This is a genomic window from Streptomyces sp. NPDC048257, from assembly GCF_043201855.1.
Lineage (GTDB): Bacteria > Actinomycetota > Actinomycetes > Streptomycetales > Streptomycetaceae > Streptomyces.
Genome location: NZ_JBICZI010000018.1, coordinates 39,594 through 61,213, shown reverse-complemented (window position 1 = coordinate 61,213; position 21,620 = coordinate 39,594). Strand labels below are relative to the sequence as shown.

Annotated in this window: 26 protein-coding genes; 22 read left to right on the top strand and 4 right to left on the bottom strand. The window is 72.5% G+C overall.

Annotated elements, in window-relative coordinates; all coding sequences use genetic code 11:
• Positions 1 to 72: 72 nt before the first annotated feature.
• The 3 genes from ACGFZK_RS27450 to ACGFZK_RS27440 are packed head-to-tail and all read left to right on the top strand — an operon-like array spanning position 73 to position 2,518.
• Positions 73 to 1,044 (top strand): ABC transporter ATP-binding protein, encoded by a 972-nt coding sequence (locus ACGFZK_RS27450; protein WP_393851599.1) that lies wholly within the window; start codon positions 73 to 75, stop codon positions 1,042 to 1,044.
• Positions 1,041 to 1,811 (top strand): ABC transporter permease, encoded by a 771-nt coding sequence (locus ACGFZK_RS27445; RefSeq protein ID WP_393851523.1) that lies wholly within the window; start codon positions 1,041 to 1,043, stop codon positions 1,809 to 1,811. Before ACGFZK_RS27450 ends, ACGFZK_RS27445 begins: the two co-directional genes overlap by 4 nt.
• Positions 1,812 to 1,858: 47 nt before the next feature.
• Entirely contained in the window at positions 1,859 to 2,518 is a 660-nt protein-coding gene (locus tag ACGFZK_RS27440; protein ID WP_393851522.1) for a hypothetical protein, read from the top strand.
• A 121-nt stretch (positions 2,519 to 2,639) separates the two neighbouring features.
• Here ACGFZK_RS27440 and ybaK read toward each other — a convergent pair whose 3' ends face one another.
• The 3 genes from ybaK to ACGFZK_RS27425 all read right to left on the bottom strand — a co-directional run bounded on the left by ybaK (position 2,640) and on the right by ACGFZK_RS27425 (position 5,573).
• On the bottom strand, positions 2,640 to 3,134 hold the full coding sequence (gene ybaK / locus ACGFZK_RS27435; protein WP_393851521.1) for a Cys-tRNA(Pro) deacylase: 495 nt from the start codon (positions 3,132 to 3,134) through the stop codon (positions 2,640 to 2,642).
• 10 nt (positions 3,135 to 3,144) lie between these two features.
• Positions 3,145 to 3,882: an LON peptidase substrate-binding domain-containing protein gene (locus ACGFZK_RS27430; RefSeq protein ID WP_393851520.1), complete on the bottom strand. Its 738-nt coding sequence runs from the start codon at positions 3,880 to 3,882 to the stop codon at positions 3,145 to 3,147.
• A 95-nt stretch (positions 3,883 to 3,977) separates the two neighbouring features.
• Positions 3,978 to 5,573, bottom strand: a complete 1,596-nt coding sequence (locus tag ACGFZK_RS27425) for an oxidoreductase (protein WP_393851519.1) — start codon at positions 5,571 to 5,573, stop codon at positions 3,978 to 3,980.
• A gap of 126 nt (positions 5,574 to 5,699) precedes the next feature.
• On the opposite strand from ACGFZK_RS27425, the gene hisD reads away from it, so the two are divergent.
• Genes hisD through hisF form a run of 8 tightly spaced genes read left to right on the top strand, consistent with a single transcriptional unit; the run spans position 5,700 to position 11,401 of the window.
• Positions 5,700 to 7,022, top strand: coding sequence for a histidinol dehydrogenase (gene hisD / locus ACGFZK_RS27420; protein WP_393851518.1), 1,323 nt, complete (start codon positions 5,700 to 5,702; stop codon positions 7,020 to 7,022).
• Positions 7,019 to 8,128: a histidinol-phosphate transaminase gene (locus ACGFZK_RS27415; protein ID WP_393851517.1), complete on the top strand. Its 1,110-nt coding sequence runs from the start codon at positions 7,019 to 7,021 to the stop codon at positions 8,126 to 8,128. Before hisD ends, ACGFZK_RS27415 begins: the two co-directional genes overlap by 4 nt.
• Positions 8,125 to 8,718: an imidazoleglycerol-phosphate dehydratase HisB gene (gene hisB, locus ACGFZK_RS27410; RefSeq protein WP_030385546.1), complete on the top strand. Its 594-nt coding sequence runs from the start codon at positions 8,125 to 8,127 to the stop codon at positions 8,716 to 8,718. The genes ACGFZK_RS27415 and hisB overlap by 4 nt, the downstream gene beginning before the upstream one ends.
• Positions 8,719 to 8,720: 2 nt before the next feature.
• Positions 8,721 to 8,888 (top strand): hypothetical protein, encoded by a 168-nt coding sequence (locus tag ACGFZK_RS27405; RefSeq protein ID WP_393851516.1) that lies wholly within the window; start codon positions 8,721 to 8,723, stop codon positions 8,886 to 8,888.
• Positions 8,885 to 9,535, top strand: a complete 651-nt coding sequence (hisH, locus tag ACGFZK_RS27400; protein ID WP_393851515.1) for an imidazole glycerol phosphate synthase subunit HisH — start codon at positions 8,885 to 8,887, stop codon at positions 9,533 to 9,535. Before ACGFZK_RS27405 ends, hisH begins: the two co-directional genes overlap by 4 nt.
• Entirely contained in the window at positions 9,535 to 10,263 is a 729-nt protein-coding gene (gene priA, locus ACGFZK_RS27395; protein ID WP_393851514.1) for a bifunctional 1-(5-phosphoribosyl)-5-((5-phosphoribosylamino)methylideneamino)imidazole-4-carboxamide isomerase/phosphoribosylanthranilate isomerase PriA, read from the top strand. The genes hisH and priA overlap by 1 nt, the downstream gene beginning before the upstream one ends.
• A complete protein-coding gene (locus tag ACGFZK_RS27390; protein WP_393851513.1) occupies positions 10,260 to 10,649 on the top strand; it encodes a RidA family protein in 390 nt (129 codons plus the stop codon). The genes priA and ACGFZK_RS27390 overlap by 4 nt, the downstream gene beginning before the upstream one ends.
• Entirely contained in the window at positions 10,646 to 11,401 is a 756-nt protein-coding gene (hisF, locus tag ACGFZK_RS27385; RefSeq protein ID WP_393851512.1) for an imidazole glycerol phosphate synthase subunit HisF, read from the top strand. Before ACGFZK_RS27390 ends, hisF begins: the two co-directional genes overlap by 4 nt.
• 298 nt (positions 11,402 to 11,699) lie before the next feature.
• Here hisF and ACGFZK_RS27380 read toward each other — a convergent pair whose 3' ends face one another.
• Positions 11,700 to 12,332: a TIGR03085 family metal-binding protein gene (locus ACGFZK_RS27380; RefSeq protein WP_393851511.1), complete on the bottom strand. Its 633-nt coding sequence runs from the start codon at positions 12,330 to 12,332 to the stop codon at positions 11,700 to 11,702.
• A 92-nt stretch (positions 12,333 to 12,424) separates the two neighbouring features.
• Here ACGFZK_RS27380 and hisI point away from each other — a divergent pair, with 92 nt between their 5' ends.
• From hisI to lgt, 11 genes are all read left to right on the top strand, one after another.
• The gene (gene hisI / locus ACGFZK_RS27375) at positions 12,425 to 12,793 is read left to right on the top strand and encodes a phosphoribosyl-AMP cyclohydrolase (protein WP_393851510.1); all 369 of its coding nucleotides are present in this window, start codon (positions 12,425 to 12,427) and stop codon (positions 12,791 to 12,793) included.
• 15 nt (positions 12,794 to 12,808) lie between these two features.
• On the top strand, positions 12,809 to 14,299 hold the full coding sequence (locus ACGFZK_RS27370; RefSeq protein WP_393851509.1) for an anthranilate synthase component I: 1,491 nt from the start codon (positions 12,809 to 12,811) through the stop codon (positions 14,297 to 14,299).
• 14 nt (positions 14,300 to 14,313) lie between these two features.
• A complete protein-coding gene (locus tag ACGFZK_RS27365) occupies positions 14,314 to 14,994 on the top strand; it encodes a TIGR02234 family membrane protein (protein ID WP_393851508.1) in 681 nt (226 codons plus the stop codon).
• A gap of 111 nt (positions 14,995 to 15,105) precedes the next feature.
• Positions 15,106 to 15,357, top strand: a complete 252-nt coding sequence (locus ACGFZK_RS27360; protein WP_393851507.1) for an HGxxPAAW family protein — start codon at positions 15,106 to 15,108, stop codon at positions 15,355 to 15,357.
• An 84-nt stretch (positions 15,358 to 15,441) separates the two neighbouring features.
• On the top strand, positions 15,442 to 15,948 hold the full coding sequence (locus ACGFZK_RS27355; RefSeq protein ID WP_393851506.1) for a DUF2752 domain-containing protein: 507 nt from the start codon (positions 15,442 to 15,444) through the stop codon (positions 15,946 to 15,948).
• Between the two features lie 171 nt (positions 15,949 to 16,119).
• Positions 16,120 to 16,929 (top strand): indole-3-glycerol phosphate synthase TrpC, encoded by an 810-nt coding sequence (gene trpC / locus ACGFZK_RS27350; protein ID WP_030012837.1) that lies wholly within the window; start codon positions 16,120 to 16,122, stop codon positions 16,927 to 16,929.
• Positions 16,930 to 16,938: 9 nt separating this feature from the next.
• Positions 16,939 to 17,148 carry a tryptophan biosynthesis modulator TrpM gene (trpM, locus tag ACGFZK_RS27345; protein ID WP_393851505.1) on the top strand — a complete coding sequence of 70 codons (210 nt, stop codon included), beginning with the start codon at positions 16,939 to 16,941 and terminating at the stop codon, positions 17,146 to 17,148.
• A gap of 205 nt (positions 17,149 to 17,353) precedes the next feature.
• A complete protein-coding gene (gene trpB, locus ACGFZK_RS27340; protein ID WP_393851504.1) occupies positions 17,354 to 18,625 on the top strand; it encodes a tryptophan synthase subunit beta in 1,272 nt (423 codons plus the stop codon).
• Positions 18,622 to 19,449: a tryptophan synthase subunit alpha gene (trpA, locus tag ACGFZK_RS27335; RefSeq protein WP_393851503.1), complete on the top strand. Its 828-nt coding sequence runs from the start codon at positions 18,622 to 18,624 to the stop codon at positions 19,447 to 19,449. The genes trpB and trpA overlap by 4 nt, the downstream gene beginning before the upstream one ends.
• A 108-nt stretch (positions 19,450 to 19,557) precedes the next feature.
• Entirely contained in the window at positions 19,558 to 20,508 is a 951-nt protein-coding gene (locus tag ACGFZK_RS27330) for a DsbA family protein (RefSeq protein WP_393851502.1), read from the top strand.
• Between the two features lie 88 nt (positions 20,509 to 20,596).
• The gene (lgt, locus tag ACGFZK_RS27325; protein ID WP_393851501.1) at positions 20,597 to 21,580 is read left to right on the top strand and encodes a prolipoprotein diacylglyceryl transferase; all 984 of its coding nucleotides are present in this window, start codon (positions 20,597 to 20,599) and stop codon (positions 21,578 to 21,580) included.
• The last annotated feature ends 40 nt before the right edge of the window (positions 21,581 to 21,620 follow it).

The following is a 21,620-nucleotide window of genomic DNA, read 5'->3' as shown; positions in this document are numbered from 1 at the left end:
TCCCTCGTGAGTACGGGCACAGCACAGGCGCGAGAAGGCACGGCGGCGGCCGCGGGAGCGGCGCCGGACGTCATCTGCGCGGTGCGTGACCTGGTCAAGACGTATCCCGCGGTACGTGGCCGGCGCGGGGCTCCCGCCCTGCCCGAGACCCGCGCCAACGACGGGATCTCCCTGGACGTCGCGCGCGGCGAGGTCTTCGGCCTGCTCGGCCCCAACGGCGCCGGCAAGTCCACCCTGGTCCGCCAGCTCACCGGCCTGATGCGACCGGACTCCGGCTCCGTGACCCTGCTCGGCCACGACCTCGTACGGCACCCCGAGCGGGCCTCCCGGCTGCTCGCCTACCTGGGGCAGGAATCCACCGCCCTGGACGAGCTGACGGTGTCGCTGGCCGCCGAGACCACCGGGCGGCTGCGCGGGCTCGACGTCCGATCGGCCCGGGCCGCGCGCGACGCCGTCCTGGAGGAACTCGGGCTGACCCCGATCGCGGGACGGCCCCTGAAGAAACTCTCCGGCGGCCAGCGCCGCCTCGCCTGCTTCGCCACCGCGCTGGTGGGGGAGCGGCCCGTACTGGTCCTCGACGAGCCCACCACCGGCATGGACCCGGTGGCCCGGCGGGCCGTGTGGTCCGCGGTCGACCGGCGGCGTGCGGAGCACGGCGCGACCGTCCTGCTCGTCACCCACAACGTCATCGAGGCCGAGACCGTCCTGGACCGGGTCGCCGTCATCGACCAGGGCCAGGTCATCGCCTGCGACACCCCGGCCGGACTGAAGGCCACCGTCGCGGGCGAGGTCCGGCTGGAGCTGGTCTGGCGCTCCGCCCCGCCGCTGGAGGTCCCGGAGGTCGCGGCGCTCGCTCCGCAGGCCGCCGAGGCAGGACGCCGCTGGGTGCTGCGGCTGGCGCCGGACGAGGCCCGCGCCGCGGTGGCCGCGGTCACCGGCGGACCGGCCTTCGCCGCCCTCGACGATTTCACGCTGGCGACACCGAGCCTGGAGGACGTCTACCTGGCGCTGGGCGGGCGGACGAAGGGTCTGGTGAAGTCATGACCACCACCGCCGTAGGGGTCCTCGCGCCGAGGGCGCGGTTCTTCCCCGCGCTGGCCGCCGTGTACCGGGCCCAGCTGTCCCGGGCCCGGGTGGCACGCATCCCGCTGCTGTTCGTCGCCACCTTCCAGTCCGTCGGGATCATGATCCTCATGCGGGGCGTCGTCGACGGGGGCTCCGAGGCCCGCGCCGTCGTCGCCGGATCCTCGGTGCTCGTCGTCGCCTTCGTCGCGCTGAACCTGCTCGCCCAGTACTTCGGGCAGCTGCGGGCCGGCGGCGGACTCGACCACTACGCCACCCTGCCGGTGCCGCCCGCGTCGGTGGTGCTGGGCGCGGCCGCCGCGTACGCCTCCTTCACCCTGCCGGGGACCCTGGTCACCGCCGTCTTCGGGTGCGTGCTCTTCGGGCTGCCGATGAGCGGGCTGTGGATCCTGGCCGCGGTGGTACCGCTGGCCGGGGCCGCGCTGGCCGGGCTCGGCGCGGCGCTGGGACTGCTGGCACCGCGGCAGGAGCTGGCCACCCTCGCGGGGCAGCTCGGGATGTCGGCGGCGCTGCTGCTCGGGGTGCTGCCGCCGGAGCGGATGCCGGACGTGATCGTGTGGGCGCGGGACCTGCTGCCGTCCACGTACGGGGTCGAGGCGTTCGCCCGTACCTTCGCGCCCGAGCCGGACTGGGCCGCCGTCGCCTTCGACCTGGGCGTGTGCGGGGCCGTGGGGTTCCTCTCGCTGACCGTCGCGACCTGGGCGTACCGCCGGGCGGCCGTCCGCTGACGCGGTCCGCCGACGCCGCCGCCGGGCACACCTGGCACGATGTGGGGGTGACCGAAGCCGTGACCCCGCAGTCCCCTCTCGACCCGCCGCCGCTCCCGCCCGAGAAGCCGGGCGGTGCCTCCGGGGCGATCACCCCCGAGGACATCCGGGACGGGGCCGTCGTCGCCCTGCTGGTCGGGGTGGCCGGTCTGCTCCTCGGCCTGCTGTGGGTGTGGCTGGCCCCCCGGGTGCAGTACGTCTCCAACGGAGAGGCGGTGTTCCTGAGCAACAGCGAGAGCGAGGCGCGGATCGCCTCCGACGGCACGTTCTTCCTGCTGTCGCTGGGGCTGGGCGTGCTCAGCGCCGTCGGGGCGTTCCTGTGGCGCCGGGCCGGCGGCGTGCCGATGGTGATCGGGCTCGCGGTCGGGTCCGTCTTCGGCGCGCTGGTGGGGTGGCGGTTCGGGCTGTGGCTGGGGCCGTCGTCGGACCTGGTCGCCGCCGCGAAGGAGGCGGGCAAGGGGGTTCCGTTCGATGCGCCGCTGGAGCTGCTCGCGCACGGGGCGCTGCTGGCTTGGCCGATGACGGCCGTGCTGCTGCATCTGGGGCTCACCGCGTTGTGGGCGCCGCGGGATCCGGATCCCGTGCCGGTGATCGGCTGGACGGGGTACTACCAGGCGCCGCCGCCTGCCGACGCGGCCCCCTCGGCGTCGGAGGCTCCGCGCGGCTGATCCTGCCGGGCGCTGCCCGGACCCCGCGCCTCAAACGCCGGCGGGGCTGAAAGATCGGGGCTCCGCCCCGGACCCCGCGCCTCAAACGCCGGCGGGGCTGGAGGGGTGCCGGCGCCGCAGGCTAAGGGCGGGCGATCGGGGCCAGGGTGGCCGAGGTGAGGGTCGTCAGGTCCGACGGGGAGAGTTCGACCTCCAGGCCGCGGCGGCCCGCCGAGCAGCAGATCGTGGGGTGTGCCGAGGCCGAGGCGTCGATCACCGTGCGCAGCCGCTTGCGCTGCCCCAGCGGGGAGATGCCCCCGCGGACGTAGCCCGTGGTGCGCTCCGCCAGGGCCGGGTCGGCCATCGCCGCACGCTTGCCGCCGACCGCCGTGGCCAGGGCCTTGAGGTCCAGTGACCCCGAGACCGGGACCACCGCCACCGTCAGGACGCCGTCCACGTCCGCGACCAGGGTCTTGAAGACCTGCGCGGGCGAGACGCCGAGCGCCTGCGCCGCCTCCTCCCCGTACGAGGAATGGGCCGGGTCGTGCTCGTACGCGTGCGTGGTGAACGCGACCCCCGCCGCCGTCAGGGCGACGATCGCCGGGGTTCCTGCTGCCTGCCTGGACTTCTTCGCCATCGGTGTGCGCTCAGTTCGGGCTCGTCGGGGCACGGGTCAGGTCCACCGCCGGCAGGGACGGGAGGTGGCGGATGACCGCCGTCTCCGTACGCAGCAGCTTCAGCTCCTCCGCCAGGCGGGTCGCGGTGTCCGGGGCCTGGAGCAGCCGCTGTTTCGCCGGGATGTCCAGGACCGCCGCCGCTGCCACCAGGTACGAGACCACCGAGGGCTCGTCGGGGAGCTCCGCGCCGGTCAGGGACCGCTCGCGGGCCCCGGCCAGCCGCTTCTGGTAGCTGCGGAAGGCCCTCAGCACCCCCTCGGCCAGTACGCCCGCGCCGTCGCCCGCGTCCTCCGGGAGCTCTTCCAGCTCCGCCGTCAGGAAGGGGCCCGAGGCGTCGACCGAGATCAGCCGGACCCGTGTCGTACCGGTCGCCAGGACCTCGAAGCTGCCGTCCTCGCGCTCCCGTACGGTCGCCGCGTCGGCGATGCAGCCCACCCGGTGGAAGGCCTGGATCGGGTCGGGCCCGAAGCCCGCCGCGGGGCCGCGCTCGGGCAGGGCCGTCTGGTCCGGCAGGCCTGGCGCGGTGGGCGCGACCTCCCGGCCGTCGCGGATCGCGACGACCCCGAAGCGGCGCGGTTCGTCCTCGCCCGTCTTCAGCAGCTCGCGCATCATGGCGCGATAACGCTCCTCGAAGATGTTCAGCGGGAGGACGAGTCCCGGGAACAGCACCGTGTTCAGCGGGAAGAGGGGCAGGCGAACGGTGGTCACTGGCACAGGGTAATCGCCAGGGACCCGGAGGGTGTCCGGCGTTTGAGGGGCGGACGGCCGCAGGCCCGGGATCCACCGGACGCCCCCCGCGGCCGTCACCCCCGCCGCAGCAGCCGGGAGGCCCCCGCCGCCACCGTCGTGGCCAGGATCCAGCCCATGATGACGAGGCCCGCCGCCCCCCACTGCCAGCCGCCCTCCAGCTTCCACTGCCCCTGCTGGCCGAGGTCAATCACCGGGAGCAGCAGGTCCAGCGCGTACAGCGCGGCGCTCCACTGCGGGTGCTCGTCCTCCTTGATCGCCGGCGGGTCGAGCTGGGAGAACAGCAGCGCCCCCGCCGCCCACAGCACCGCCATCCACAGCGCGGCCCGGCCCGGCCGGTACCCGTAGACCACCGTCCAGTCCTGGAGGTACCCCCACGCCTTCGGCCAGGGCGGCAGGGTCGTCCGGCGCCGGCGCTGCTTGGCCAGCAGCACCTCGCGGGCGTCCGCGTCCTCGCCGCTGGCCCGCAGTACGGCGGCCAGCCGCTCGTACGGCTCCGGCGAGTACTCCAAAGTGGCCGCCTCCACCCAGTCCAGGCGGCGGGAGAGCGGGAAATGCCCGCGGGGCGCGAGGTTCTCGTAGACGAACCCCTCGATGGACACCGCGCCCGGGCCCGGCCAGCTCGTGGAGGTGTCGACCAGCTTGACCACCTTGGCCCCGGACACCACCACCCGCCCCTGCTCCGGCCGCTCGCCGACGAAGCGGAACTCGGGCGTCTGGATCCGGCGCAGGGATATCTCCTGCTCGGGGGTGAGCGTGAACCGCGCGCCGTAGAAGTCGATGGCGTCCCCGAACCGGCCGTCGTCCAGCCGCAGCCCGCCGTCACACTCGAAGTGCCGGGCCCGCCGGCCGCGGGTGGGCGTCGGCCCCAGCCCGTACGGGGGAGTGGAGGAGCCCCCGTACGCCGCGTAGTCCAGCGCGATGGAGGTCAGGTACAGGGTCCGCTCGACCGTCAGCTGCGGAGCGTTGAGCGCGAACCGCCCGGACGGGTTGAGCAGGCGGGCCCCGCGCAGGTTCATCGACACGCCGACCTTGGCGCCGCGCAGGCTCACCTCCCCGTACGTCTCCAGCAGCTCGCCCTGTAAGTCCTGCGCGACGGACAGCCCGTCGGCGGCGATCGCCCGGCCCTTGTTGTCCCGCTGCACCACGGCCTGGCTGACCAGCAGGTCGGTGCCGATCTGCGCGTCGGTCAGCCGGATCCCGCGCGCCACGCGGCAGCGCGGCAGGTGCAGATCGCCCTCGGTGTGCAGACGGGCGGCCTCCAGCCGCGGTATCGCGCAGTTGACCATCCGCAGCGTGCCGAAACGGGCCTCCGACAGCTGGATCTCGCTGTCGAAGCGGCACGACTGGAGCTCCACGTACGGGGCCACCGTGCCACCGGACAGTTCCAGCCGCCCGCTGATCCGCACCCCGCGCAGCTTGAGCGAGGCCACCCGGCCCGGCACCGGCGGCGGCCCGTGCAGCAGCAGCCGGGCGACCACCCGGGCGCGGACGCTGCGCTCGGGCCCCCAGACGTGCTCGGCGTGCGGATCGTCCCGGTCGGCGGCGCGGGCGCTGAGGTCGCAGACGCTGCCCGTGCGGTACGCGTCCCACATGCGGCGTTCGGCAGCGGTGAGATCCGCCGGTTCCTCGTCCGTGCGCGCCTCGGTCACGGCGGCCCCCCTCCGCGGTCATCTACGTGGAGAGGGAACGCTAACGGGCACCTGTGACATCCGGGGCCTGTATCAGCCAGTGATACGGGCGAACGGTGGCGCGAAGCGGTCTGAGAGAATTGTGAGGTGATCTCTCGTATCGACCTGCGCGGTGACGCCCTCCCCGAGGGTGGCGCCCTGCGCGATCTGCTGCCCCGTGCCGAGTTCGACGTAGAAGCTGCCCTGGAGAAGGTGCGGCCCATCTGCGAGGACGTCCATCATCGTGGCACGGCGGCGCTGATCGAGTACGCGCAGAAGTTCGACGGGGTCGAGCTCTCGCAGGTCCGGGTGCCCGCGGAGGCCATCGAGGCCGCCCTGGAGCAGCTGGACCCGGCCGTCCGCGCCGCCCTCGAGGAGTCGATCCGGCGCGCCCGGATCGTGCACCGCAACCAGCGCCGCACCGAGCACACCACCCAGGTGGTCCCCGGCGGCACCGTGACCGAGAAGTGGGTTCCCGTCGAGCGCGTGGGGCTGTACGCCCCGGGCGGCCGCTCGGTGTACCCCTCCTCCGTCGTCATGAACGTCGTACCGGCCCAGGAGGCGGGCGTCGAGTCGATCGCGCTCGCGTCCCCGCCGCAGAGGGAGTTCGGCGGCCTGCCGCACCCGACGATCCTCGCCGCGTGCGCGCTGCTCGGCGTGGACGAGGTGTACGCGGCCGGTGGGGCCCAGGCCGTCGCGATGTTCGCGTACGGGACCGACGAGTGCCTGCCCTCCAACATGGTGACCGGCCCCGGCAACATCTGGGTCGCCGCCGCCAAGCGCTACTTCACCGGGAAGATCGGCATCGACACCGAGGCCGGCCCGACCGAGATCGCCGTCCTCGCCGACTCCACGGCCGACCCGGTGCACGTCGCCGCCGACCTGATCAGCCAGGCCGAGCACGACCCGCTGGCCGCCGCCGTGCTCGTCACGGACTCCGCGGAGCTCGCGGACGCCGTGGAGAAGGAGCTGGAGCCGCAGGTCGCCGCGACCAAGCACGTCGAGGACCGGATCAAGCCCGCGCTCGCCGGCAAGCAGTCCGCGATCGTGCTGGTCGACAGCCTGGAGGACGGCCTCAAGGTCGTGGACGCGTACGGCGCCGAGCACCTGGAGATCCAGACCGCCGATGCCGCCGCCTGGGCCGCCCGCGTACGCAACGCCGGCGCGATCTTCGTCGGCCCGTGGGCCCCGGTCTCGCTCGGCGACTACTGCGCCGGGTCGAACCACGTGCTGCCCACCGGCGGCTGCGCCTGCCACTCCTCCGGCCTGTCCGTCCAGTCCTTCCTGCGCGGCATCCACATCGTCGACTACACGCGGGACGCCCTCGCCGAGGTCACCCACCACGTGGTGACGCTCGCCGAGGCCGAGGACCTGCCCGCGCACGGCGCCGCCCTGAAGGCGCGCTTCGGCTGGAAGGTGCCCACCCAGTGAGCTTCGGAATCGACGACCTGCCCATCCGGGACGAGCTGCGCGGCAAGAGCCCGTACGGCGCCCCGCAGCTCGACGTGCCCGTCCAGCTGAACACCAACGAGAACCCGTACGAGCTGCCCGAGGAGCTCGTACGGCGCATCGCCGAGCGCGTCGCCGAGGCGGCCCGCACCCTCAACCGCTACCCCGACCGGGACGCGGTCGAGCTGCGCACCGAGCTGGCCGCCTACCTCACCCGTACGGGCAAGCACCCGGTCGCGCGGGAGAACGTATGGGCCGCCAACGGCTCCAACGAGGTCATCCAGCAGCTGCTGCAGACCTTCGGCGGCCCGGGCCGCACCGCACTCGGATTCGAGCCCTCCTACTCGATGCACGCGCTGATCTCGCGCGGCACCGGCACCGGGTGGATCTCCGGCCCGCGCCGCGAGGATTTCACGATCGACGTGGAGGCGGCGGAGCGGGCGATCGCCGAGCACGCCCCCGACGTCGTCTTCATCACCTCCCCCAACAACCCCACGGGCACCGCGGTCGAGGCGGAGACGGTCCTCGCCCTCTACGAGGCCGCCCAGGCCGCCAAGCCCTCCCTGGTGATCGTGGACGAGGCGTACGTGGAGTTCAGCCACCGCGACTCGCTGCTGCCCCTCATCGAGGGCCGCCCGAACATGGTGGTCTCCCGGACCATGTCCAAGGCCTTCGGCGCGGCCGGTCTGCGCCTGGGCTACCTGGCCGCGCACCCCGCCGTCGTCGACGCCGTCCAGCTGGTGCGCCTGCCGTACCACCTGTCGGCCGTCACCCAGGCCACCGCACTGGCCGCCCTGGAGCACACCGACACCCTGCTCGGCTACGTCGAGCAGCTCAAGGCCGAGCGCGACCGCCTGGTCGCCGAACTGCGGGCCATCGGCTTCGAGGTCACCGAATCCGACGCGAACTTCATCCAGTTCGGGAAGTTCGAGGACTCGCACACCGCCTGGCAGAAGATCCTCGACCAGGGCGTCCTGGTCCGGGACAACGGCGTACCGGGATGGCTGCGGGTCACCGCCGGCACCCCGGCAGAGAACGACGCGTTCCTGGAAGCGGTTCGCGCACTGAAGAAGGAGCAGCACGCATGAGCCGCATCGGACGGGTCGAACGGACCACCAAGGAGACCTCCGTCGTCGTCGAGATAAACCTCGACGGCACCGGCAAGGTCGACGTCTCGACGGGCGTGGGCTTCTACGACCACATGCTCGACCAGCTCGGCCGCCACGGCCTCTTCGACCTCACCGTCAAGACCGAGGGCGACCTGCACATCGACAGCCACCACACCATCGAGGACAGCGCGCTCGCGCTCGGCGCCGCCTTCAGGCAGGCCCTCGGCGACAAGGTCGGCATCTACCGCTTCGGCAACTGCACCGTGCCGCTCGACGAGTCCCTCGCCCAGGTGACCGTCGACCTGTCCGGCCGCCCCTACCTCGTGCACACCGAGCCCGAGAACATGGCGCCGATGATCGGCACGTACGACACGACGATGACCCGGCACATCTTCGAGTCCTTCGTCGCGCAGGCCCAGATCGCCCTGCACATCCACGTCCCGTACGGCCGCAACGCCCACCACATCGTGGAGTGCCAGTTCAAGGCCCTCGCCCGCGCCCTGCGCTACGCCGCGGAGTTCGACCCGCGCGCGGCCGGCATCCTGCCCTCCACGAAGGGCGCCCTCTAGCCGTGAACGGCCTGAACACCATCCTGATCGTCGTCGGCCTCTTCCTGGCCGGCGGCGTCTACTCCTTCCAGAAGCAGAAGATGCCCCTGTCGGTCATCATCCTGCTCGCCATCGGCTCCGCGATGTGTCTCGCCGCCGGAGTCCTGCGGATCCAAGGAATCTGGGAATGAGCGCAGCCCGCCCCACCAAGAAGGTCGTCGTCTTCGACTACGGCTTCGGCAACGTCCGCTCCGCCGAGCGCGCCCTCGCCCGCGTCGGCGCGGACGTGGAGATCACCCGCGACTACGACAAGGCCATGGACGCCGACGGGCTCCTCGTCCCCGGCGTCGGCGCCTTCTCCGCCTGCATGCAGGGCCTCAAGGACGCCCGCGGCGACTGGATCATCGGCCGCCGGCTCTCCGGCGGCCGCCCCGTCATGGGCATCTGCGTCGGCATGCAGATCCTCTTCGAGCGAGGCATCGAGCACGGAGTCGAGACCGAAGGCCTGGACGAGTGGCCCGGCACGGTCGGCCCGCTCAAGGCCCCGATCGTCCCGCACATGGGCTGGAACACCGTCGACGCCCCGGCCGACAGCCAGGCCTTCAAGGGCCTGGACGACGACGCCCGCTTCTACTTCGTGCACTCCTACGCGGCGCACGACTGGAGCCTGGAAGTCACCAACCCGCTGATCCGCGCCCCCAAGGTCACCTGGGCCACCCACGGCGAGCGTTTCGTGGCGGCGGTGGAGAACCGGGCCCTGTGGGCCACGCAGTTCCACCCCGAGAAGTCCGGCGACGCCGGCGCCCAGCTCCTCACCAACTGGATCGAGACCCTCTGATGCGCAAGACGCTTGAGCTCCTCCCCGCGGTCGACGTCCGCGACGGACAGGCCGTCCGCCTCGTGCACGGCGTGTCCGGCAGCGAGACCTCCTACGGCTCCCCGCTGGAGGCCGCCCTCGCCTGGCAGTCCGCCGGCGCCGAATGGCTGCACCTGGTCGACCTCGACGCCGCCTTCGGCACCGGGGACAACCGCGCCCTCGTCGCCGAGATCACCGGCGCCATGGACATCAAGGTCGAACTGTCCGGCGGCATCCGCGACGACGCCTCGCTCGCCGCGGCGCTCGCCACCGGCTGCACCCGCGTCAACCTGGGCACCGCCGCCCTGGAGACCCCCGAGTGGGCCGCCAAGGCCATCGCCCAGCACGGCGACAGGATCGCGGTCGGCCTCGACGTCCGCGGCACCACCCTCAAGGGCCGCGGCTGGACCAGCGAGGGCGGCGACCTCTACGAGACCCTCGCCCGCCTGGACTCCGAGGGCTGCGCGCGGTACGTCGTCACCGACATCGGCAAGGACGGCACGCTCACCGGCCCCAACCTGGAGCTGCTGAAGAACGTCTGCGCCGCCACCGACCGGCCCGTCGTCGCCTCCGGCGGCATCTCCTCGCTCGACGACCTGCGGGCGCTGTCCGAACTCGTCCCGCAGGGCGTCGAGGGCGCGATCGTCGGCAAGGCCCTGTACGCCAAGGCCTTCACCCTGGAAGAAGCCCTGAAGGTGGTCTCCGCATGAGTTCCTCCCCCGACGTACGCCGCATCTCCTCCGGCGGTGCCTACGAGGACGTGATCGGCTACTCGCGAGCCGTGGCCCTCTCCAACGGGCTGGTCCTGGTCTCCGGCTGCACCGCCCCCGACGCGGGCGGCCCGTACGACCAGGCGGTCAAGGCCTTCGAGGTCGCCTTCAAGGCGCTCGCCGAGGCCGGCCTGGGCCCCGAGGACGTGGTCCGCACCCGGATGTACCTCACGCACGCCCGGGACGTGGACGAGGTGGGCCGCGCCCACAAGCAGCTCTTCGACGCGGTCCGGCCCGCCGCGACCATGCTCATCGTCTCCGGCTTCGTCGACCCCGGCATGGTCGTCGAGGTGGAGGTCGAGGCGTTCAGGGCGGTGGCCGAATGACCCTCGCCGTACGGGTGATCCCCTGCCTGGACGTGGACAACGGCCGGGTCGTCAAGGGCGTCAACTTCCAGAACCTGCGCGACGCCGGTGACCCGGTGGAGATGGCCAAGCTGTACGACGCCGAGGGCGCCGACGAGCTGACCTTCCTCGACATCACCGCGTCCTCCGGCAACCGCGAGACCACGTACGACGTCGTGCGCAGGACCGCGGAGCAGGTCTTCATCCCGCTGACCGTGGGCGGCGGCGTCCGCACCGCGGACGACGTGGACAAGCTGCTGCGGGCCGGTGCGGACAAGGTCGGCGTGAACACCGCCGCCATCGCCCGCCCCGAGCTCATCCAGGAGATCGCGGAGCGCTTCGGCCGGCAGGTCCTCGTCCTGTCCGTGGACGCGCGGCGCACCGAGGCCGGGACCTTCGAGGTGACCACGCACGGCGGCCGCCGGGGCACCGGCATCGACGCCGTGGAATGGGCCCACCGGGCGGCCGAGCTGGGGGCGGGGGAGATCCTCCTCAACTCGATGGACGCGGACGGCACCAAGGACGGCTACGACACCGAGATGATCGCGGCGGTGCGCAAGCACGTCACGGTCCCGGTGATCGCGTCGGGCGGTGCGGGGGAGCTGGCGCACTTCGCCCCGGCGATCGAGGCGGGCGCGGACGCGGTGCTCGCGGCGTCGGTGTTCCACTTCGGCGATCTGCGGATCTCCGAGGTCAAGTCCACCCTCCGCGCAGCGGGCCACCCGGTCCGCTGATCCCGTCCCCGGGGGCCGATCGTCCTCCGGGTGCGGCCCTTGCCCTGGCCCGGCGGTGCGGGTTTCCCTGTCGGGTGCGGCCCGGTGGCCGCGCCTCAATCGCCGGTGGGGCTGGGTTTGGCTTCGGGGGGGGGCGGTGCCCCTCCGGGAGCTCTCCTCGGCTTGCGAACCCGAGCCGCGCCGGAACCGGACTCGGTGGTGGTTCGCCCGCCTGCGGGGAGCCCCCGGAGTGTCACCGCCCCACGGCCCCGCGTGCCGCGGGGGCCGGGGCGGAGCCCCAGGAGGACGGCCCGCCGGGTCAGATGCCCAGGGCCGCCACCATCAGCTTGGCCACGGCCTCCTTCTCGCCGTCCAGGGTCACCGCGGCGGCGTCCTGCCGGCCGAAACAGAACAAGGTCAGTTCACCCGGCTCGCCGGTCACCGTCACCACCGGCGCACCCTTGCGCGCCACCACGGTCCGCCCGTCCGGGCGCCGTAGCACCAGGCCCACCGGCGAGCGGCGGCCCGTCAGCCGGGCCAGCTTCTCCAGCCGGGACCAGAGCGCGTCCGAGAAGACCGGATCCAGTTCGCGCGGGGTCCAGTCCGGCTGCGCCCGCCGGACGTCCTCCGCGTGCACGTAGAACTCGACCGCGTTCGCCGCCTCGTCGATCTGCTTCAGCGCGTACACCGACAGCCTCGGCGGGCCGGTCCTGATCAACTGGATGAGTTCCTCGTACGGCTTGGCCGTGTACTCCTCCATCGCCTTGTCCAGGCGGGCCTTCAGCACGTTCAGCAGCAGACCGCCCGCCGCGTCGGGCCGCCGCTCGCGCACCACCACGTGCGCGGCCAGCTCACGGCAGGTCCAGCCGGCGCACAGCGTGGGGGCCTCCGGACCGGCCGCCTCCAACAGGTCCGCCAGCAGCAGGCGTTCACGCTTCGCATGGGTAGACATACGGGCCACCCTACGGTCGGAACACGCCGAGCGCCCGCTCATCAGGCGGACAGGGACCGTTACCCCCCTCCCCGGCCCGGCACAATGTCCCCATGAGTACGTCCCCCCGCCCCGGCACCCTCGATCCCGCCATCGCCGCGCGCCTCAAGCGCTCCGCGGACGGCCTGGTCCCGGCCATCGCCCAGCAGTACGACACCGGTGAGGTGCTCATGCTCGGCTGGATGGACGACGAGGCCCTGCACCGCACCCTGACCACGGGCCGCTGCACCTACTGGTCCCGCAGCCGTCAGGAGTACTGGGTGAAGGGGGATACTTCCGGCCACTTCCAGCACGTGAAGTCCGTCGCGCTCGACTGCGATGCCGACACTGTGCTCGTCCGCGTCGACCAGGTCGGAGCGGCCTGCCACACCGGGGCACGCACCTGCTTCGACGACGATGTCCTCCTCCGCGCAGCCGACTAGGTAGGGTCCCACGCAATGGATCTTGAGACGTTCCGCAAGCTCGCGGCCGACCGCCGCGTGATCCCCGTGAGCCGCAAGCTGCTGGCCGACGGGGACACCCCCGTCGGGCTCTACCGCAAGCTGGCCGCCGAACGCCCCGGCACCTTCCTCCTGGAGTCCGCCGAGAACGGCCGCTCCTGGTCCCGGTACTCCTTCATCGGGGTCCGCAGCGACGCCACCCTGACCGCCCGGGACGGCCGGGCGCACTGGATCGGCACCCCGCCCGTCGGCGTACCCACCGACGGGGACCCGCTCGACGCCCTGCGCGCCACCGTCGAGGCCCTGCACACCCCCCGCGACCTGGCGGGCGCCATGCCCCCCTTCACGGGCGGCATGGTCGGCTACCTCGGCTACGACATCGTGCGCCGCCTGGAGCGCATCGGCGAGCACACCAGCGACGACCTGGAGCTGCCCGAGCTGACCATGCTGCTCACCTCCGACCTGGCCGTCCTGGACCACTGGGACGGCACCGTCCAGCTCATCGCCAACGCCATCAACCACAACGACCTCGAATCCGGGGTCGACGAGGCGTACGCGGACGCGGTGGCCCGCCTCGACGCGATGGAGGCCGACCTGGCGCGCCCCGCCCCCTACGTGCCGGCCGCGCTGCCCGCCTCCGAGCTGCCCGAGTTCTCCGCCCTGTGGGGCGGAGAGAAGTACCAGGCGGCCGTCGAGGACATCAAGGAGCGCATCCGGGCCGGCGAGGCCTTCCAGGTGGTGCCCTCGCAGCGGTTCGAGACCCCCTGCCAGGCCTCCGCGCTGGACGTCTACCGGGTGCTGCGGGCCACCAACCCGTCGCCGTACATGTACCTCTTCCGCTTCGAGAACGGCTTCGACGTGGTCGGCTCCAGCCCCGAGGCGCTGGTCAAGGTCGAGGACGGGCGGGCCATGGTCCACCCCATCGCCGGTACCCGCCACCGCGGCGCGACCCCGCAGGAGGACCACGAGCTCGCCGAGGAGCTGATGGCCGACCCGAAGGAGCGCGCCGAGCACCTGATGCTCGTCGACCTGGGCCGCAACGACCTGGGCCGGGTCTGCGAGCCGGGCTCCGTCGAGGTCGTCGACTTCATGTCCGTCGAGCGGTACTCGCACGTCATGCACATCGTGTCCACGGTCACCGGCCGGGTCGCCGAGGGCAGGACCGCCTTCGACGTGCTCACCGCGTGCTTCCCCGCCGGCACCCTCTCGGGCGCGCCCAAGCCCCGGGCCATGCAGATCATCGAGGAGCTGGAGCCCACGCGCCGCGGCCTGTACGGCGGCTGCGTCGGCTACCTGGACTTCGCCGGGGACTCCGACACCGCCATCGCCATCCGCACGGCGCTGCTGCGCGACGGGACGGCGTACGTGCAGGCGGGCGCGGGTGTCGTCGCCGACTCGGTGCCCGAGCTGGAGGACCAGGAGTGCCGCAACAAGGCGGCCGCCGTGCTGCGCGCGGTGGGAGCGGCGAACCGCCTCCACGGCGCCTGAGGGCGTAGGGGATAGTGGGGTACGTGAGTGCCGTACCCCCGCCCCGAACCGATGCCGATGCCGACGCCGAGCCCGAGGGCCCCGACAGCCGCGGCGGCCGCCGCAGTGTGGCCGTCGCCCTGCTGCTCGGCGCGCTCGGCGCCACCGTCGTCCTGCTCGCCTCCGGCCGGACCTGGGCCCGGGGCACCGCCGCCATCGGCAGCGACTCGCTCCAGCTGACCGCCGACGGGCGGGCCGTCACCGGCCTGCCCGCCGCGCTGGCCATCGTGGGGCTCGCCGCGCTGGTCGCCGTCTTCGCCGTACGCGGCAAGGGCCGGCTGCTCGTGTCGGGGCTGCTGGCGCTGAGCGGCCTGGGAGCGGCCCTGTCGGCCGTCCTCGGCGCCGACGGCCGCCGGGCCCTGGACGCGCAGGCCGCCCGTACGACCGCCGACAGCGCGGCGCACGTGGCCGGGCTGACCCAGACGACCTGGCCCTACGTCACGGCCGCCGGGGCGGTCCTGATCCTGGCCGCCGGGCTGCTGGCACTGCGCTTCGGCCGGAGCTGGCCCGCGATGGGAGGCCGCTACGAGCGTGACGGCAGCCCGCGGCCGCGGACTGTCGCGGCGGTGGATCCGGACCGGCCGGAAGATCTGTGGAAGGCTCTGGACCGCGGCGAGGACCCGACGACCGACCCGGGCGCCGACCGGGCCCACTGACCCGACCCCCCTGGACGGCGAAGCCGCCCGGTACGGGACAATGGTCGCCGAGCGTTCGACACAGACCGCACGTTCGACACAGCAGCGCGACAGAGCAACGAGGAGCAACTCATGGCGGGCACTAGCCACGGACACACCCCGGCCGCCTGGACCGGTGTCATCATCGCCTTCATCGGTTTCTGCATCTCCGGCGCCTTCATGGTGATCGCGAACCCGCTCGGTTTCTGGGCCGGACTCGTCGTCGTCGCGCTCGGCGGTGTCGTCGGTCTGGCGATGCGGGCCGCGGGCATGGGCGCGCCGAAGGCCGCCCACAAGGACCTCGCCGAGGTCATCGCCGCCTCCAAGGTTCCCGCCAAGGTCTGAGCGCGCGAACGGCGCGGTCCGCTGCGCCGCGGTCCGCAGCAACGCAGCCGAAAGGCGCGGCCCCGCCGGGCTGCGCCTTTTGTCATGAGCGGAGAGAATCAGCAGGTGGACGCCTTTCGCACCCCCGATGCCCCGCTGTCACCGTTGCCGGCGCCCGTGCCCGCGGAGCCCGCGCCGCCCGCCGTGCGGCCGTCCCGGGTCCGGCGGCTCGCCGTCCCGGCGCTCTACCTGGCCGGGGCCGTGGCCGCCTTCGGGTACGTGGGCGCCGTGGACCCGAACGAGCCCGGCCACTACCCGGTGTGCCCGCTGTTCCGGCTCACGGGGATCCTGTGCCCGGGCTGCGGCGGTCTGCGCAGTGCGCATGCGTTCGCCAATGGCGACCTGGCCGTCGCCTTCGGGGCGAATGCCCTCGCGGTCGTGGGCTATTTCGTCTTCGCGGGGTTCATGGCCCTGTGGCTGGTTCGCGCGTGGCGCGGCGGTCCCACTCCGAGGATCGTGCTGCGTCCGAGGTACTGGTGGGCGCTCGGGGCGCTGGCCCTGGTTTTCTCCCTTGTCCGAAATCTCTCTTTCGGCTCCGCACTGGCGCCCTAGCCCCTTGGACAGGCCCTATGAAGCACGGATTCCGAATGTCCAGTAACTGGGACGTCGTCAACCGCGTGCGGAGGGCAACGCCTCCTGCGGATACCATTTGAGTGCCGACCTTGCGGTTGTACGTGTCTGCAAGGCGGCCGACCGTCATCGACCCGGAAGGGGGCCGCTCGCGTGAGTGTGCTCGACGAGATCATCGAAGGGGTCCGCGAAGACCTTGCCGAACGGCAGGCCCGCGTGAGCCTCGACGAGCTCAAGGAGCGTGCCGCCAAGGCGCCCCAGGCCAAGGACGGCGTCGCTGCCCTGCGCGGCGACAGCGTCAAGGTGATCTGCGAGGTCAAGCGCTCCAGCCCCTCCAAGGGCGCGCTGGCCGCCATCGCCGATCCGGCCGGGCTCGCCGCCGACTACGAGGCTGGCGGTGCGGCGGTCATCTCCGTCCTCACCGAGCAGCGCCGATTCGGCGGCTCGCTGGCCGACCTGGAGGCCGTCCGCGCCCGCGTGGACATCCCGATCCTGCGCAAGGACTTCATCGTCACGGCGTACCAGCTCTGGGAGGCCCGCGCCTACGGCGCCGACCTCGTCCTGCTGATCGTCGCGGCCCTGGAGCAGGAGGCCCTCGTCTCCCTCATCGAGCGGGCCGAGTCCATCGGTCTCACCCCGCTCGTCGAGGTCCACGACGAGGAGGAAGTGGAGCGCGCGGTCGCCGCCGGCGCCAAGATCATCGGCGTCAACGCCCGCAACCTCAAGGACCTCAAGGTCGACCGCTCCACCTTCGAGCGCGTCGTCGGCGAGATCCCGGACCACATCGTCAAGATCGCCGAGTCCGGCATCCGTGGCCCGCACGACCTGATCGCCTACGCCAACGAGGGCGCCGACGCCGTCCTCGTCGGGGAGTCCCTGGTGACCGGCCGCGACCCGAAGGCGGCCGTGGCCGACCTCGTCGCCGCCGGCGCCCACCCCGCCCTGCGCCACGGGCGGAGCTGACCCGAAACCATGGCCTACGACCGCTCCTCCGTCCGCACCCGGCCGGGCTCCCGCCCGGCCGGCGTGCCGACGGCGCACGCGCCCCTGGCGCGCGGCTGCCGCCCCCGCGGCTGCCGTGCCCCGGCCCGGCGCGTGCACGGGCGGCGGGTCCGGTACGTGATCGGCTCCGAGCCCGGCCAGGTCAACGGCATGCGATGGCGCCGCGGAGGCGCGCTGTAACGAGGGCCCGCCGCGGTCCGGTACCCCAGACGTACCGCGCCGCGAGCAGTCCCCGTACGGCCCGACGTCCGAGCCGCCGGCTTCCGGACGCGGGCCGCCCCGCACCGTACGCGGGCACATCCCCCAGCGGGGTGCGCGGTACTTGCGGGCGGCGCCATACGGTGAATCCACCCGCCGCATCTCGCACCCGTAGGAGCACTGGCACATGTCCAGCGAGTTCTTCATTCCGGACCCGGAGGGTCACGTTCCCAACGCCGAGGGTTACTTCGGTGACTTCGGCGGCAAGTTCATCCCGGAGGCGCTCGTCGCCGCCGTGGACGAGGTCGCCGTCGAGTACGACAAGGCCAAGGGCGACCCGGCCTTCGCGGCCGAGCTGAACGACCTCATGGTCAACTACACCGGCCGCCCGAGCGCCCTCACCGAGGTGCCCCGCTTCGCCGAGCACGCCGGCGGCGCCCGGATCTTCCTCAAGCGCGAGGACCTGAACCACACCGGCTCGCACAAGATCAACAACGTGCTGGGCCAGGCGCTGCTCACCAAGCGCATGGGCAAGACCCGCGTCATCGCCGAGACAGGCGCCGGGCAGCACGGCGTGGCCACCGCCACCGCCTGCGCCCTCTTCGGCCTCGACTGCACCATCTACATGGGCGAGATCGACACCCAGCGCCAGGCCCTGAACGTGGCCCGCATGCGCATGCTGGGCGCCGAGGTCATCGCCGTGAAGTCCGGCTCCCGGACGCTGAAGGACGCGATCAACGAGGCGTTCCGCGACTGGGTCGCCAACGTGGACCGGACCCACTACCTCTTCGGTACGGTCGCCGGCCCGCACCCCTTCCCGGCCATGGTCCGCGACTTCCACCGGGTCATCGGCGTCGAGGCCCGCCGCCAGATCCTGGAGCGCGCCGGACGGCTGCCGGACGCCGTCGCCGCCTGCGTCGGCGGCGGCTCCAACGCCATCGGCCTGTTCCACGCCTTCATCCCGGACGCCGACGTCCGCCTGGTCGGCTTCGAGCCCGCCGGGCACGGCGTCGAGACCGGCGAGCACGCGGCCACCCTGACCGCCGGTGAGCCCGGGATCCTGCACGGCTCCCGCTCGTACGTCCTCCAGGACGAGGAGGGCCAGATCACCGAGCCGTACTCCATCTCGGCCGGTCTGGACTACCCGGGCATCGGCCCGGAGCACTCCTACCTCAAGGACTCCGGCCGCGGCGAGTACCGCGCGGTCACCGACGACGCGGCGATGCAGGCCCTGCGCCTGCTCTCCCGTACCGAGGGGATCATCCCGGCGATCGAGTCGGCGCACGCCCTCGCGGGCGCGCTGGACCTCGGCAAGGAGCTGGGCAAGGACGGCCTGCTGGTCGTCAACCTGTCCGGTCGCGGTGACAAGGACATGGACACCGCCGCCCGCTACTTCGGCCTGTACGACACCGACGGTGAAGTCGCCGACAACGAGTTCTCCGAGGGGGACGACAAGTGAGCGCCACGCACGGCCACGGCAACATCGAGCTGTTGAGCGCCACCCTCGCCAAGGCGAAGTCCGAGGACCGTGCCGCCCTCGTCGCCTACCTCCCCGCCGGCTTCCCGACCGTCGACGGCGGCATCGAGGCGGTCAAGGCCGTCATCGCCGGTGGCGCGGACATCGTCGAGATCGGCCTGCCCCACAGCGACCCGGTCCTCGACGGGCCGGTCATCCAGACCGCCGACGACATCGCCCTGCGCGGCGGAGTCAAGATCGCCGATGTCATCCGCACGGTCCGCGAGGCACACGAGGCCACCGGGGCCCCGGTCCTGGTGATGACCTACTGGAACCCCATCGACCGCTACGGCGTCGAGCGGTTCACCTCCGAGCTGGCGGCGGCGGGCGGCGCCGGCTGCATCCTGCCCGACCTGCCGGTGCAGGAGTCCGCCCTGTGGCGCGAGCACGCGCAGAAGCACGGTCTGGCGACCGTCTTCGTCGTGGCTCCCAGCAGCAAGGACGCCCGCCTGGCCACGATCACGGCGGCCGGCTCCGGCTTCGTCTACGCCGCCTCCCTCATGGGGGTCACCGGCACCCGCGAGTCCGTCGGCAACCAGGCGGCGGACCTGGTGCGCCGGACCCGCGCCACCAGCGACCTGCCCGTCTGCGTCGGGCTCGGCGTCTCCAACGCCGTCCAGGCCAAGGAGGTCGCGGGCTTCGCCGACGGCGTGATCGTCGGCTCGGCCTTCGTGAAGCTCCTGCTGGACGCGCCGGACCTGCCGAGCGGGCTGGACGCCGTACGGGCGCTCGCGGGCGAGCTCGCGGAGGGCGTGCGCCGGAGCTGACGCGCGTTCGATCGCGGGTGCGAACCTCTGATCGGGTTCTGTAGTCCGATCGGGTGGAAGTACGGGCAGGGAGGCACGCGAGTGCCTCCCTGCTTCGTTTGGCGGAACGTGAGCGAGAAGAACGACGGTGCGAACCGCGATGCGACGAAACGATCGGCCCGGGAGCGACTCCAAGCGGAGCGCGAGCGGCAGAAGACCCGGGACAAGCGCCGGCGGACCCTGATCGTGGCGTCGGCGGTGGTCGGCGTCCTCTGCCTGGCGACCGTCGTCGGCGTGATCGCGGCCAACACCGGCAAGGACAGCGGCGCCAAGGGCGGCCCGGTCGTCGCCCCCTCCGGGGCCACCGGCAAGGACGCGCTCGCCATCCAGACGGGCAAGCCGGAGGCCAAGTCCACCCTCACCGTCTGGGAGGACTTCCGCTGCCCGGCCTGCAAGGCGTTCGAGGACAACTACCGGGACACCGTCCACGAGCTGGAGTCCAAGGGCCTGCTCAAGGTGGACTACCACCTGGTCACCCTCATCGACGGCAACATGGGCGGCAGCGGCTCCCTGAAGGGGGCGAACGCAGCGGCCTGCGCGCAGGACGCCGGCAAGTTCACCGAGTACCACGACGTCCTCTTCCAGAACCAGCCGCAGGAAACCGACGACGCCTACGGCAAGAACGCCAAGCTGCTGGAGCTCGCCGGCAAGGTCGAGGGGCTGGACACTCCCGCGTTCCGCGCCTGTGTCGAGGACGGCACCCACAACAGCTGGGTGGGCAAGTCGCAGGAGGCCTTCAGGGCCGGAAAGTTCCGGGGCACGCCCACCGTCCTGCTGAACGGCAAGGACATCTTCTCCGACCAGGCCAACCAGGTGACCCCGCAGAAGCTGAAGGAGCAGGTGGAAGCCGCCGCCGGGGTCGTGAAACCGTCACCGTCGAGCAGCGCGACGCCAGGATCCGGAGGGAAGAACGGGGCCAAGGCCTCGCCGTCCGCCTCGCGGACGGGCTCCGGCGGATCGTCCGGCACGGCCTCGCACCGGTCCACCGGCAGCTCTTCGAACGGGTCCTCGGGGGACTGACCGACGCCTGTTCCATGTCTGGATTTGGTTTCGTCTTGCCGGGCGGGTTGCGGTGCGTACCGCCCGGCAAGGTAGCGTCATGTCTGCCATGGACATTGCTTACATCCCCAGCCCGTCGACCGGCGTGATCCATCTCGGACCGATCCCGCTTCGCGGCTACGCGTTCTGCATCATCATCGGCGTCTTCGTCGCCGTATGGCTCGGCAACAGGCGGTGGATCGCGCGCGGTGGAAAGCCGGGCACGGTCGCGGACATCGCCGTGTGGGCCGTGCCCTTCGGCCTGGTCGGTGGTCGCCTCTACCACGTGATCACCGACTACCAGCTCTATTTCGGCGAGGGCCGCAACTGGGTCGACGCCTTCAAGATCTGGGAAGGCGGACTCGGCATCTGGGGTGCCATCGCGCTCGGCGCGGTGGGCGCCTGGATCGGCTGCCGCCTGCGCGGGATCCCGCTGCCGGCCTGGGCGGACGCCCTGGCCCCCGGCATCGCGCTGGCCCAGGCCTGCGGACGCTGGGGCAACTGGTTCAACCAGGAGCTGTACGGCCGGGCCACCGACCTGCCGTGGGCGGTGGAGATCACCGCGGGCCCGAACCGGGACGCCGGCACCTACCACCCGACCTTCCTCTACGAGTCGCTGTGGTGCGTCGGCGTCGCCTTCCTGGTGATCTGGGCCGACCGCCGCTTCAAGCTCGGCCACGGGCGGGCCTTCGCCCTCTACGTCGCCGCGTACTGCCTCGGCCGCGTCTGGACCGAGTACCTGCGCGTCGACGAGGCGCACCACATCCTCGGCATGCGGCTGAACGTGTGGACCGCGATCGTGAGCTTCATCCTGGCCGTGGTCTACCTGGTGCTGTCGGCGAAGCTGCGGCCGGGCCGCGAGGAAGTCGTAGAGCCGGACGCGGTTGCCTCCGGCGGCAAGGACGGCCACGAGACGGTTCCGGCCGAGGCGGACGCCACCGCCGAAGCCGCTGACGCGACGAAGCCGGAGACGGCCGAAGCCAAGGCCAAGGCGCCCGTCCTGACGAAGGACGCCCCCGCCGAGGCCGATGCCCCGGAGGCCGGCAAGCGCTGACCGCAAGACCCGACAAGGGGGGTACCGCGTACACCGCGGT

Bases quoted from the DNA above. Each gene is read 5' to 3' on its own strand.
- ybaK (WP_393851521.1), bottom strand. From the start codon at position 3,134: ATGGCGAAGAAGTCCAGGCAGGCAGCAGGAACCCCGGCGATCGTCGCC.
- trpB (WP_393851504.1), top strand. From the start codon at position 17,354: ATGTCCAGCGAGTTCTTCATTCCGGACCCGGAGGGTCACGTTCCCAAC.
- hisB (WP_030385546.1), top strand. From the start codon at position 8,125: ATGAGCCGCATCGGACGGGTCGAACGGACCACCAAGGAGACCTCCGTC.
- ACGFZK_RS27355 (WP_393851506.1), top strand. From the start codon at position 15,442: ATGAGCGGAGAGAATCAGCAGGTGGACGCCTTTCGCACCCCCGATGCC.
- priA (WP_393851514.1), top strand. From the start codon at position 9,535: ATGCGCAAGACGCTTGAGCTCCTCCCCGCGGTCGACGTCCGCGACGGA.
- ACGFZK_RS27445 (WP_393851523.1), top strand. From the start codon at position 1,041: ATGACCACCACCGCCGTAGGGGTCCTCGCGCCGAGGGCGCGGTTCTTC.
- ACGFZK_RS27380 (WP_393851511.1), bottom strand. From the start codon at position 12,332: ATGTCTACCCATGCGAAGCGTGAACGCCTGCTGCTGGCGGACCTGTTG.
- ACGFZK_RS27390 (WP_393851513.1), top strand. From the start codon at position 10,260: ATGAGTTCCTCCCCCGACGTACGCCGCATCTCCTCCGGCGGTGCCTAC.
- ACGFZK_RS27370 (WP_393851509.1), top strand. From the start codon at position 12,809: ATGGATCTTGAGACGTTCCGCAAGCTCGCGGCCGACCGCCGCGTGATC.
- hisF (WP_393851512.1), top strand. From the start codon at position 10,646: ATGACCCTCGCCGTACGGGTGATCCCCTGCCTGGACGTGGACAACGGC.
- ACGFZK_RS27360 (WP_393851507.1), top strand. From the start codon at position 15,106: ATGGCGGGCACTAGCCACGGACACACCCCGGCCGCCTGGACCGGTGTC.
- lgt (WP_393851501.1), top strand. From the start codon at position 20,597: ATGGACATTGCTTACATCCCCAGCCCGTCGACCGGCGTGATCCATCTC.
- trpM (WP_393851505.1), top strand. From the start codon at position 16,939: ATGGCCTACGACCGCTCCTCCGTCCGCACCCGGCCGGGCTCCCGCCCG.
- hisI (WP_393851510.1), top strand. From the start codon at position 12,425: ATGAGTACGTCCCCCCGCCCCGGCACCCTCGATCCCGCCATCGCCGCG.
- hisH (WP_393851515.1), top strand. From the start codon at position 8,885: ATGAGCGCAGCCCGCCCCACCAAGAAGGTCGTCGTCTTCGACTACGGC.